10 protein-coding genes are annotated in these 12,297 nt (G+C 41.5%); 8 read left to right on the top strand and 2 right to left on the bottom strand.

Annotated elements, in window-relative coordinates; genetic code table 11:
• Window positions 1-219 precede the first annotated feature (219 nt).
• Window positions 220-2,559, bottom strand: a complete 2,340-nt coding sequence (locus J5O05_RS16930; protein ID WP_208843064.1) for a DNA polymerase II — start codon at window positions 2,557-2,559, stop codon at window positions 220-222.
• Between the two features lie 72 nt (window positions 2,560-2,631).
• Between J5O05_RS16930 and dinG the strand changes: the two genes are divergently transcribed.
• The 6 genes from dinG to J5O05_RS16900 are packed head-to-tail and all read left to right on the top strand — an operon-like array spanning window position 2,632 to window position 7,453.
• Entirely contained in the window at window positions 2,632-4,701 is a 2,070-nt protein-coding gene (dinG, locus tag J5O05_RS16925; protein WP_208843063.1) for an ATP-dependent DNA helicase DinG, read from the top strand.
• On the top strand, window positions 4,701-5,477 hold the full coding sequence (locus J5O05_RS16920; RefSeq protein WP_208843062.1) for a TSUP family transporter: 777 nt from the start codon (window positions 4,701-4,703) through the stop codon (window positions 5,475-5,477). The genes dinG and J5O05_RS16920 overlap by 1 nt, the downstream gene beginning before the upstream one ends.
• Window positions 5,478-6,074, top strand: a complete 597-nt coding sequence (locus J5O05_RS16915) for a primosomal replication protein (RefSeq protein ID WP_425281507.1) — start codon at window positions 5,478-5,480, stop codon at window positions 6,072-6,074.
• On the top strand, window positions 6,071-6,976 hold the full coding sequence (locus J5O05_RS16910) for a histone deacetylase family protein (RefSeq protein ID WP_208843061.1): 906 nt from the start codon (window positions 6,071-6,073) through the stop codon (window positions 6,974-6,976). The genes J5O05_RS16915 and J5O05_RS16910 overlap by 4 nt, the downstream gene beginning before the upstream one ends.
• A gap of 37 nt (window positions 6,977-7,013) precedes the next feature.
• The gene (locus tag J5O05_RS16905; RefSeq protein WP_208843060.1) at window positions 7,014-7,289 is read left to right on the top strand and encodes a late competence development ComFB family protein; all 276 of its coding nucleotides are present in this window, start codon (window positions 7,014-7,016) and stop codon (window positions 7,287-7,289) included.
• Entirely contained in the window at window positions 7,286-7,453 is a 168-nt protein-coding gene (locus J5O05_RS16900; protein WP_208843059.1) for a DUF2496 domain-containing protein, read from the top strand. The genes J5O05_RS16905 and J5O05_RS16900 overlap by 4 nt, the downstream gene beginning before the upstream one ends.
• Here the strand turns inward: J5O05_RS16900 and J5O05_RS16895 are convergent.
• Window positions 7,450-7,833 carry a hypothetical protein gene (locus J5O05_RS16895; protein WP_244369701.1) on the bottom strand — a complete coding sequence of 128 codons (384 nt, stop codon included), beginning with the start codon at window positions 7,831-7,833 and terminating at the stop codon, window positions 7,450-7,452. The genes J5O05_RS16900 and J5O05_RS16895 overlap by 4 nt on opposite strands.
• 481 nt (window positions 7,834-8,314) lie before the next feature.
• Here J5O05_RS16895 and J5O05_RS16890 point away from each other — a divergent pair, with 481 nt between their 5' ends.
• A complete protein-coding gene (locus J5O05_RS16890; RefSeq protein WP_208843058.1) occupies window positions 8,315-10,768 on the top strand; it encodes a TonB-dependent receptor in 2,454 nt (817 codons plus the stop codon).
• A gap of 29 nt (window positions 10,769-10,797) precedes the next feature.
• Window positions 10,798-12,297: a tetratricopeptide repeat-containing sulfotransferase family protein gene (locus tag J5O05_RS16885; RefSeq protein WP_208843057.1), complete on the top strand. Its 1,500-nt coding sequence runs from the start codon at window positions 10,798-10,800 to the stop codon at window positions 12,295-12,297.

The following is a 12,297-nucleotide window of genomic DNA, read 5'->3' as shown; positions in this document are numbered from 1 at the left end:
TATTTCTCCCTGGGCCACTAGCTGTGGTTTTTTAATAATATTTAGCTTTGTTAGTACCTATTGCTTACACAATAGAAACCAGACAAACGAAATACTAAACAAATTAACAACATCAGGTCAACACTATTTAGTTATATATTTGCAACATGCACAAAGTGTTAGTTTTCATTTTAGAAACAAATGAGAAATATTGTCAATGAATCAGAAAGTTATTAACGATTAAAAGCTGAGTACTTGTTGGGCATCCACAGAGGTCGAAGAAAGGTCAAACGCTTTAACCATGTCAAAAATAGGGTTCAGCTGCTTTTCTATATAGTAATTATAATCTATTGATATTAATGAAGGAAAAAGTCTAGGACCTTGCATAGTCTGAACGTATTCGACCATAAACCCAGGCTTTGGAATTGAGATTTCGCCATTTGCGATTGCCTGCTTAAGCGCTTTAATGTGAGGAGGTATATTTTTTGTGTAAAGTTCTAGTGATTGTTGCATCCTCTTTTTGTAAATTAATAGTTCATCAAACTCCCCTGCTGTTAATTTATTTTTGTAACGTAAATAAATATCTGCAAGCATCTTTGTTTCAAATAATGAAACAAAGAGTTCTTGTTGGAACAAGTGTGCTAACTTTGTCCAGTCACTTCGTACCGTCTCCATACCTTTGAAAACCAAGTCTTTATCACTACTTCCTGCGACTTTTCCGACGTAACGTTTCTTGCTGCCCGTCGCAAGGTGCCGAATTGTTGGCATAAAAAAAGGCTGATAATGTACTTCAAACTCAAGCTCTAAATGACTCTCTAGTCTGTATCGTTGTTGAAGTTCGCATCGCCAATTATGGTTTATTTTTTCAACAATTCTTTCTCCAATCCTAACACAATCTTGATGCTCTAAGTGTTCAGAAAGGTTTACAAATGTACTATCCGTATCGCCATAAATTACTTCGTACCCCATTTCTTCAATCCAATGTCGAGTCTGCTGCATGATTTCATGCCCTCGCAAAGTAATCGAGCTGGAGAGTCTGGGGTCATAGAAACGACAACCTTTCGATCCGAGCACACCATAAAGGCTATTCATGATAATTTTGATTGCCTGCGACAGTTGAGCGTCTTTTTCGCTTTTAGCTTTTTCTCGAGCCTCTCCTAATGTCGCAACTAGGCTGGGCAAATGATGATCAATCCGGGAAAATTGAGCATGGTTAAAACCCTCAATTGTATTTTCAGAATTATCGTTAGCTAATCCCAATATAAGACCCAAAGGATCAATCAAAAAGGTACGGATAATGGATGGATAAAGGCTTTTAAAATCGAGCACAATAACATTCTGATAAAGACCCGGCTTTGAGTCCATCACGTAGCCACCGGGGCTGTCGAAGCTGAGTCCATGCTCACCTAAATTGGGCGCAATGTAACCACTTCGATGTAACAGCGGTAAATATAGATTAGTAAACGCGACGACCGAACCGCCTTTTCGTTCTAGTTCCAGCCCTGTAAGCTGTACTCGGCGAATGGCAAATTCGAGAAGGTGTAGCTTATCAAAGATTTTTAACACCAAGTCACAGTCTTGAAGGTTATATAGCGCGAGAGCCTGCTTATCTTCTTTGAATAAGCGATTGATTTCTTCCATCCGATCGTCATGGCTGATTAACTTATTTTCACCCAGAACTTCTCCGGCGACTCGATTGAGTTTGAAGCTTTCAAATTGGTAAGTTGCGTTTTTGAGTGTATCAATACCATCTAACACGACACGACCAGGCACCGTCAGTTTGACAAATTGGCCTTGCTGTAGATACACAGGTTCATTGTTACGACCAATATTGAGAACGATCCCCAATGCATCTGCGCGCTCTTTTAACACTCTAAAATCGAATTCTATTACGTTCCAGCCGATGATGATGTCGGGGTCAAGTTGCTGAAAGAACCCATTTAACCGTTCAAAAAGCGCAATTTCATCTTTTACCCATTCAAGCTCGCCATTTACAGCAGCATCAGAATTGTCTCCAATCATGATAACTTTGTTACCGAACTCGCCTTTCAAACCAACGCAGTAAAGAACGCCACTAATACTGCACTCAATATCTAAAGAAACTACGGAAAGTTCGGGCACATAACGTTCATTGGGCTTAACTTTTGCGTTACGGATTTCTATGTAACTGTGTTTAACCGTCATTTCACCCGCAGCCCAAACTCCGCCTTTGATAAACCGTTCCATTAGAAATCTATCAGCTACACGAACGTCATCTTCATAAATTGGCAATGATTCTTCTAACAACGCTCGAGCGGTGTAAAATTCATTTAGAACGTCAAAGTAGCAGGCAGATACAGCCTCGCCATTAAAGTGCTTTAAGTTTAACGTCCGAAACGTGCTCGCAATTCTATTTGTCCGTAAAATTCGCTGTGCTCGTTCAACATGCTTATTTAGTATAAAAAGCACCGCTGGCTGTGGTTCTGAGATAACTTTAATTGGCCCTTGCGATGAACTCAGCCACAGCACAACATACGTTTTACCGTTTGTTGTGACTGTTTGCCTCGATAACAAGAACCCTTCGATTACAACTTGTGTCAACTTACTTCACCACCTACAATGTCGAACACTGTAAGTATATACATATTAATTTAAGAACTCGAATTCACACGAATGCTATCCGACAGACTTAAAAAAACGATTCGCGATGCTCATTTACGGATCGCAGAGCAATTACCAGACTATAAAAGTAGACCTAGTCAAAATTTTTTGGTCGCGGAAATCGCCAAGACGCTGGCTGGTGAATATCATCGCACGCAACGCATCTGTGTTATCGAAGCTGGCACCGGAACGGGTAAATCATTGGCGTATGGACTTGGCGCGATTCCGCTTGCCCTTTCTCAGAAAAAGAAACTGATTATTTCAACAGCAACTGTCGCGCTACAAGAACAATTAATCGGTAAAGAATTACCTTTCCTACAGCAGCATTCTGGCTTGGATTTTAAGTTTGATTTAGTTAAGGGTCGCCAACGGTACATTTGCGCTCAAAAATTATCGAGCGTTTTTCAAGAGGATTCTCAGAGTAGCTTTCTTCCAACACTCGCATCACCGCTAACGAATCAAGAACAAACCTTGCTTGAAGATCTTCAAAAAAGCTATTTTAGCAAAACATGGAGTGGGGACAGAGACTCTTGGCCAAGTGCTATTCCCGAGACGGTTTGGAATCTCATCGTTTGCGATAAACATGCCTGTCAGAGACAATTAAAGTCGCACCAAACTTGCCCATTCCACCTCGCTCGGCAAAAAATTCTGCAGATGGATGTACTCGTCATAAATCATGCATTGTTACTGGCTGATTTAGAGTTGGGCGGCGGGAAGATTTTACCTGAGTTAGAAGACTCCTATTACGTCATTGATGAAGCCCATCATTTACCAACGATTACTAGAGACTTTTCTTCTGCAGCAGCGACTATCAAGGGAACAATAGAATGGCTCGAGAAACTGTTAAAGTTTAGCGGTAAGCTATCCGCGCTTATCGTATCTCAAAAAGCAATTGGGCAGAACTTCAAGTTAAACGACGCAATAAATGATGCAACCAAACACTTAAAACAAGTGAGAGACATCCTCGACAACGCTGACTACGAATACAACGACGATGAACACTATCGCTTTGCCCACGGTCAAATACCTGAGAGTCTATTAAACCAGGCAAGTAGTATTGCAGAAGCGACATTGGACGCACTTCGATGCCTCACAAAAATGCATGATGCGCTTACTTCTGACATGGCCGATGGCGACGTTAAAGGTCCTATTGGGGAACCTGCACTATTAGAATCAGGCCAATACATTTCTCGCTTAGAATCTTTAAACAAACTCTGGTTTTGTTACGCATCAAAAGCTGAAAGTAAAACCCACGCACGTTGGATAAAACGGTTAGTTTATAAGAATCACCACGACTATTTGCTGTGTGATTGTCCGATAGAAGTGGGCTTTTATTTAAAAGATGAGCTTTGGCAAAAGTGTGCAGGTGCAATCCTCTGCTCAGCAACATTAACAGCTCTTGGAAACTTTGATCATTTTTCCTATGAAAGTGGATTGGCGAAGGAGCCTGGCGTGAAATTCATCAAAGCGCCCTCTCCTTTTGATTATCCGAAACAAGCTATCTTACATATTCCAAAAATGGATGTTGAACCTACTGACACAAAATACAGTGACTATCTAAGTCAAATCTTGCCAAAACATTTAGACAAACAAGGGGCAAACCTTGTTCTTTTTGCGTCTTATTGGCAAATGGAGCATGTTGCGAAAGCACTTCGGAAAAAAGGATGGTCGTTACTCGTTCAAGGTGAAGCGTCACGAGAATCAACGCTGCAACTGCACCGCTCAAAAATAGATGGTGGCAATGGCAGTATTTTGTTCGGCACGCAAAGTTTATCCGAGGGCCTCGACTTACCGGGTAAGTATCTTGAAAATTTGATTATTACAAAAATTCCATTTGCAGTGCCTACCTCACCCGTTGAAGAAGCTCAGGCAGAATTTGTCCAAAGTAAAGGCGGGAACCCTTTCTTGACTATTACGGTTCCCGAAGCCTGTAAGAAATTAGTACAAAGTTGTGGTAGACTCCTGCGCAAAGAGTCTGATTTTGGCAGAATTACTATTTTGGATCGTCGACTTATCAGTAAGAAGTACGGTCAATCTATGCTGGATTCACTCCCGCCTTTTACTCGGAAAATAGAATATTAATGATGGAATTTGCCTTAGAACCAGCTACTTGGGCTTTGTTGTGTGCCGTTGCTATGGCTGCAGGCTTTATTGATGCAATTGCCGGTGGTGGCGGTATGCTTACGGTGCCTGCATTATTAACCGCTGGCCTCCCCCCTCATCTTGCACTCGGCACAAATAAACTCGCTGCAAGCTTTGGTTCAGTGACCGCGAGTTTTGCCTACTATCGTCAACGTCTGTTTGACCTTAAGTTTTGGATGCAGTCGGTATTTGCGACTGCAATTGGTGCGCTGTTAGGGACGCTTTTAGTTGATCATTTGAGCATCGACTTTCTCAATAAGCTTATTCCCGTTATTATTATTGCCGTGGCGTTTTACAGTTTGTTTGGAACGTTAAGCCACTCAGATAGTCACAACTTACCTCACGTTACTCGATCTTTGAAACTTAAACAGTGGATACAAGGACTCAGTCTGGGTTTTTTCGATGGTATGGCAGGCCCAGGTACAGGTACGTTTTGGACCGCTTCAAACAGCCTACTTTATAAAATGAGCCTTTTGTTGAACTGTGGTTTGGCTCGTTCAATGAACTTTGTCTCCAACTTTATCTCGCTCATTACTTTCGTTGCACTAGGCCACGTTAACTTCTTACTGGGCATTTCAATGGGGGCTTTTTTAATGTGTGGTGCGTGGTTTGGCGCACAATCTGCGATTAAGTTTGGCAATAAGCTCATTAAGCCTATTTTTAATAGTGTGGTGATAGTTCTGGCAATAAAGTTAATTTACGAGGCCTATTTATAAATGATGAAAGCGGTCGACAAATTAACATGGCATGTCGAAAATCTCGTTTCTCAAGCGGAGGAATTTGATAAGGCTAAATGGTTTGATAAAAACCGCTACATTCAGTCTCAGCCAAGCCTTTTTAGTAATCGATTGTTCGTAAGTAAAAGTCTTAAGTTACGTGATTACGTTGATGAAATAGTACAATCACTCGCATCACTGCCCCCTGAAACTCATCGTCATGCGTATCAATTTGCTATCACCAAAATCGGTGAACAAATTGAAGCCGTTATTAAAGTACTAAAATCAACACCTGTTTGGGCAAAAGAAAATAAACCCAGCACTCAGAAGCAACAACAATATCGAAAAGCTGTTACGAGAATCATGCAGTCATCGCATGAACTTTATCAAGAGCTTTCACAGAATCACGAATTTGAAAGACGTCTGATGGACATGATAGAAGAGCGAAAACGGCTCCTCGATGACGCAAGCAAAACTGACGTAGAGAAATTAAATAAAGAAATTTTCGCACTACATATGCGACTTGGTCGATGTCGAAAAGCCATCGCAGCAACGGAGGAGAAAATTCTTTTTGCTGAGAAACAAAGTCGGTCATGATTTTCTATTCCTCAAGTTACTCCAATCTAGACTTACCTGAGCGGCATCGTTTTCCAATTGAGAAATATCGAACGCTCTATGAAACCTTGTTAGCGTCAGAGCTTGCGCCTTTACTCCGACTTCGTGACGACCCAATCGACGTAAGTAAAATTAAATTATGTCATCAATCCGATTATGTCGACGCGTTTCTAGCTGGATGCTTAGACCCAACAGCGGTTAAAAAAATGGGTTTCCCTTGGTCTCCCGAACTAGTAAACCGCACTCTCATTTCTCTGGAGAACGCTCGGCAAAGTGCCTTATATGCCCTTAATCATAATTGGGCTGTAAACTTGTCAGGCGGCTACCACCATGCTTTGCCCGCCGCAGGGGCTGGATTTTGCATATTTAACGATTTTGCTGTGGTTGCACATGACTTAATACATCAAGAGTTGGTTGACCGAGTTCTTATTTTTGATTGCGACGTTCACCAAGGTGATGGTACCGCATTACTTTGTGAGCATAATCCAAGTATCATTACCTGTTCTATTCATTGTGAGCAAAATTTCCCACGTTCAAAAGCTCAATCTGATCTCGACTTTCCCCTACCAATCGGAACGAATGACACTCCGTACTTAAACACAGTGCACGAAGCATTAGACTTAGCTATTCGCCTTTATCAACCCGATATTGTCCTCTACAACGCTGGAGCCGACATCTCAACACATGACGAATTGGGCTTATTGAAGGTCAGCCTCCAAGGTGTAAAAGACAGAGATAACATCGTACTGAGCCGCTGTTTTGAAGCATCCTTACCCATTGCCATCGCGCTTGGTGGCGGTTATCAGCGAAATACTGAACGGCTAAATAAAACGCACAACCAACTTTTTAATGCATTACTCGATAACCTGATTAACTTGGTATAAACTCATTTAGGGTTAACAAGTTAGGGAAGGTTAAAAGATGCGATTACATGATGATGTTCATAACTACTACGAAAAGATCATGCTCGATAAAATCGTCGCGAAAGGACTTGATAAACAGTATGACGAAGATGTGATGGCTGACTTCTGTTGCACTGTATTAAACCAATTACCGTCTCGATATATTCGTTATGATGTTGATATGGCTTTTTATTTGTCACAACACGAACGAATTCAAATGGAGAAGCGAGTCGATGTGGCGATTGATGTCGCAATTTCTCAAGTTGCAAAAAAACGTACCGAGGTTAAGGAATGAGCGAGTTGAAAAGTGCCCCTGTTCATATTCAACTTGCCGTTGATTTAATCCTGTTGCTTGAGCAAAATGACATTCACCCAGCTCAAGCACTGGACGCACTAGACATCGTTAAGCAGGATCTAGAACGTAAACTCGCACATTCAAGCGCCGCGGTTGAGGGCTAACGCCGCTCGTTTAGTTTATGCTGAGCAAAAAAGGCTGCATCTTGTTCACCTTCTGAATCACATAAAAAGTAGGCTACATCATCTCGAGTTGGTGTTGGTTTTTGATGTTTGCCGTTTTCCCAATAAAGCACCGCAAACTTAATGAGTTCCCGTAAATAACAATGATCCCAAGCATAGTGGCAGTATCCATGATTTGGGCTTAGATATGGTTCATAACTCAGTGATACTGAATTCACTAAACGGCTATTTTTGAATTCAGCAAACGCCTTTGCGTCATGTTCAGCGGCTTCTCCACAAAAATAAGCGACATCTCGCCTCGGAGGTAAAGCCTGAGGTAAACCGAACTTTTCACCTACCCCCCACATTCTACGACAATCCATGAGATAAAGTGCTGTGCTATCGCATGATCCCAGCTTAATGCAATAAACATATTACGACTTCCTAGTTAGTTGTTAAAACCTTATTTTAGCTAAAAACGAGACAAACGTTTTGAGTTAGCGCAAGCACACAGATAACATTTAGTGCATATCCATATACTCAAGGTGAATTTTTAACCACCCTTTCACTTTGAGTATTTGCAACTAAACTCCCACAAAAACGACATTATTATGCAAAAGGCAAACTGTTAACATGAAAACAAAACATACCTACTCCCTGTTTTACATATTTAACAACATTATAATCCAATAAAATTTTGCAATATTTTTTGCATAAAAACCCTTATAATGTGGGTAAAAACCTATATAATCCCATCTTTCTTGCATAATCATATTTGTACCACTTTTGCTGGTCTTGTTTATCTGTTTACACAATGTTTAGTTATTGGGTTGCTAAAAACAAATAACAGGATTGAGGATTAAAATGTTGATAAAAAAACTACAACCGAGTTTAGTTGCGCTCGCCATTGCTGCGAATATTTATGACGTGCCGAATGCCTACGCTGATGAAGCGTCGGCAGACAAAGGCATTGAAACTATCCAAGTTACAGCCACACGTCGTGCAGGCACGGTCCAAGAAGCACCGTTAAACATCACAGCTGTTGATGCTGATGTAATGAGTGATCAAAATATTGGCGACTTGGAAGATGTTGCGCGTTGGGTACCTGGTCTAACCGTAACGGACCAAGGTGGCCGCGAAGGGTCACCGATCATTGTTCGTGGTCTTAATACCAACTCTTCTGAACGCGCTTCTGATTCCGGCACAGTCGCAACTTACCTTGGTGAAATCCCTCTTAACCTCAATCTCAGGTTGACCGACATCGAACGTGTCGAAGTTTTAATTGGGCCACAAGGTACGCTATATGGTGCAGGTACACTCGGCGGTGCTATTCGCTATATGTTAAAAGCCCCTGTGTTGGACATGATTGAAGGCTCAGTCTCCGCGGATGCTTTTTCAATGAATGAGAGCGGTTCAACGGGTAATGAACTCGGTGTGGTCTTTAACTTACCCTTGATCCAAGATGAACTCGCTGTGCGCACGAGCTTGAATCGTTATCACAATCCAGGCTTCATTGATTACAACTATGTGTCGAAAAATCCAGGCTTTAGTAATCAAGATCCAAATTGGACCGACAAACAAGACGTTACTGAAAACATACGTAAAGTCGAAGACGCAAACGATGAAACAATTACAACTGCACGAGTTTCTGTTCGCTGGGAAGCAACTGAATCAGTCAACGCGACACTAAATTACTTTTACCAAAAGCAAGAAAATGGCGGCAATGCAATAACACAATACCAATCACTCGCATCAAGCCACCCGCTCAATGGTACTATTGGCCGTTACGAATCAGCATATCGTGTTGAAGAACCAAATGAGCAAAAAAATGATCTTCTTAGCTTAGAAATTAATGCTGATTTAGAATTTGCCGATTTAGTATCAGCGTCCGGTTGGTCAAGCTATGACCAAGTAGGTCAACGCGATCAAACGGATCTTCTTTACGATATTTGGCCAGGCTACGCTGACTACCCAACATTTACAGCTTTAACAAAAGATACCAGCAAGCAAGACAGCTTCACGCAAGAAATACGGTTAGTTTCAAAGGGTGATAGCAAGCTTAACTGGATCGCGGGAATTTACTACAACAAGGTTGAGAGTAAGTCAGATGACCGTGAATACACTCCTGGATTGACTGAGTTTTGGGGTGGTGGCATCCCAAATATCGAAACGGATTTGGAATATATTGCGCTGAGCGAAACCAACAGCAAAGAGTCTGCGTTGTTTGGCGAGATTGGTTATGAAATCACAGATGCTTTCAATGTCACACTTGGTGCGCGTTTTTATAAGTATGACGTAACTACGTCATCGGGTTCGGCTACACCTCTTTATAGTGGTGATGTTAGTGATTTCAACCAAATTACACTCGAGTCTATAAATGCGAACGACAACGGTAGTTTGTTTAAATTTAATGCTAACTACACTCTAGATAACGGTGTTCTTACGTATTTTACCGTGAGCGAAGGTTTCCGTCTTGGCGGCGGTAATGGCTTAGAAGCCTGCCCAGAAACATTACCTGACCAACAAATTATTTGTGCTCTGCCTCATGAATTAGATTACCAGCCTGACACAACGACAAACTATGAGCTTGGCTTTAAGTCAACATGGTTTAAAAATCGCCTGCATTTCAATGCTGCGCTCTTTAGCGTTGATTGGAACGACGCTCAAATTTCAGCTGTCACGGTCAATGGTCAAGAAATCATTACCTCAAATGCTGGCGCTGCTAATTCAAAGGGGGTTGAATTATCAACTCGCGCAATTTTATCGGATAACTGGACTGTCTACGCAACCTATTCCTATGCAAAAGCAGAGTTAACGGAAGATGCCCCTGCATTATTTAGAGTGTTTAAAGAAGACGACGGTTACACTCCTGAACAAATCGCGCTTTATCAGCCTTATTATAACGGCAGTAAAGGCGACCGTTTACCTGGGGCGCCTGAACACCAAGCATCATTCGGTGTTAGTTATGAACAGGAAGTCTTCGGCGATACCATGGTGAACATTAACTACGGTATTACCGCTCAAAGCGACATTTACACGAAAGTTGGTTTGAAAGCCGATGGCGAAATTTTACCGGGTTACGCACTTAGTAACCTAAGTGCAAAATTTGCCAAAGATTCGTGGTCAGCGACCGTATATGTCGATAATCTATTCGATAAATACGCGTTTACCTCTGTGCGTCGTGATAAATCTTGGGCTGGAATGGGTCACTTTGAAGAGTTAAACAAAGCTTTGCCTGAGCTTCAGCGAGTATATGGTCACTATACTACCAAGCCTCGTACGATTGGTGTTAAAGTCACCTATAACTTTGAAATTTAAATGGTGAGGGGCGGCAGCCCCTTTCTTCTATGTTGAATTACCAAGCCTTACTTGACGCAATCGAACAAAACAAAATTAAACCTGTGCATGAAGCTATTGTGTCACATCTCAGTCAGTATCCTGAAGATCACGTTGCGTATTATGTGCTCGCGATACTTAACATAAAATTGAGAAATATTGCGAAAGCCATCGCCATTTTAGACAAATGCCTTAGCATCCAACCTTGTTCAAAATACACCGTAGAAAAAGCAAAACTCTTATTGTTTTCGAATCAACCATTACAAGCAAAAGCAATCTTAGATGCTATTACGCCCGAGAGTACCCTCGTGGCGGTGGAGTTAGATACCATTGCTAACATGCACCTGCGTTTGAGCCAGTTTGCAAGCGCCAATGTATTTTTCGAGCGAGCTTACAATGCCGCATCCGACAACCCCAACATCAGTCTTAATTTCGCAATAAACGAAAAAATGAGAGGAAATGTAGAAAAAGCACATAGCATATTGGTCAAACTATGCAAAAAACACCCTGCATTCATTCGAGCTCAAGTTGCTCTTTCTGAACTTTCTGACTCAACGAGTTCTCAGGAAAGAATTGGTGAATTAGAAAAGTTGTTAACCCAAAGCAGTACTATTCCACAGGCACAGTACGACCTATACCACGCCCTTGCGCTCGAATTTGAAAAACTAGGAGAGCTTGATTCTGCTTGGCATTGTTTCAATCTAAGTAAAGTTGCTGTTGAAAGTCTAATTGGTTTTGACAATGCAACATATGTTCGTTTCATTGAAGAACTTAAAGGGGCTACAAATACCCCTATTCAATTTGAGGCCTTTGATGATATTGAGCCAATCTTTGTCGTAGGCGTGCCTCGTTCTGGCACAAGTCTTACTGAACAGCTTTTGTCTCATTCAGACCATTTTAAAGCGCTAGGTGAACTCGCTACCTTCCCTCAATGTTTAGGTGTCAACAACAACTTGATTCAAACTCTAGAAGCATTAAAACAAGAATACATCACCGGTGAGGCATGTCGTCGATATCGCGAAATGTATCTATCGCTAAGCCAAGGAAAACGCGGCATTGACAAGTTTCCATTCAATTATTTGTTTGTCGATATACTCGCAAAAGCGTTCCCTAAAGCCAGTTTTGTCTTTGTACATCGAGACTGCAAAAACTCTGCTATTGCTAATTTTAGACAACATTATCAGCCAAATAGTCCTTTTCATCACTACAGTTTCAACTTTGAGCATTGCCAACTCGTCACAGAACTCGCCGACAGTTTAAGGCTACATTTCACCAATAAACACCAGCAAGTGTTTGATTTATCTTATGAGAAGTTAGTACATAACCCAAGTGAAGTGTTGACGGATCTATGTCACTTTTTGAACGCTGACTTTGATCCAGAGATGCTCAATTTTCATCAAAAAAACTACTATTCTGCGACGGCGAGTAAGTTGCAGTTACGTAAGCCACTGAACCAAGACGGTCTATCTCGCTACAATGGATATATAAAATTGATTGGTGGGAAAAATTAA

The sequence above is a fragment of the Pseudoalteromonas xiamenensis genome (assembly GCF_017638925.1).
Classification (GTDB): domain Bacteria; phylum Pseudomonadota; class Gammaproteobacteria; order Enterobacterales; family Alteromonadaceae; genus Pseudoalteromonas; species Pseudoalteromonas xiamenensis.
The sequence above is the reverse complement of the archived record's forward strand: the minus strand, read 5'-3'. Positions and strand labels throughout refer to the sequence as shown.

Coding starts and splice junctions, on each gene's coding strand:
- dinG (WP_208843063.1), top strand. CDS start 2,632: ATGCTATCCGACAGACTTAAAAAAACGATTCGCGATGCTCATTTACGG.
- J5O05_RS16920 (WP_208843062.1), top strand. CDS start 4,701: ATGATGGAATTTGCCTTAGAACCAGCTACTTGGGCTTTGTTGTGTGCC.
- J5O05_RS16915 (WP_425281507.1), top strand. CDS start 5,478: ATGATGAAAGCGGTCGACAAATTAACATGGCATGTCGAAAATCTCGTT.
- J5O05_RS16910 (WP_208843061.1), top strand. CDS start 6,071: ATGATTTTCTATTCCTCAAGTTACTCCAATCTAGACTTACCTGAGCGG.
- J5O05_RS16905 (WP_208843060.1), top strand. CDS start 7,014: ATGCGATTACATGATGATGTTCATAACTACTACGAAAAGATCATGCTC.
- J5O05_RS16900 (WP_208843059.1), top strand. CDS start 7,286: ATGAGCGAGTTGAAAAGTGCCCCTGTTCATATTCAACTTGCCGTTGAT.
- J5O05_RS16895 (WP_244369701.1), bottom strand. CDS start 7,833: ATGGATTGTCGTAGAATGTGGGGGGTAGGTGAAAAGTTCGGTTTACCT.
- J5O05_RS16890 (WP_208843058.1), top strand. CDS start 8,315: ATGTTGATAAAAAAACTACAACCGAGTTTAGTTGCGCTCGCCATTGCT.
- J5O05_RS16885 (WP_208843057.1), top strand. CDS start 10,798: ATGTTGAATTACCAAGCCTTACTTGACGCAATCGAACAAAACAAAATT.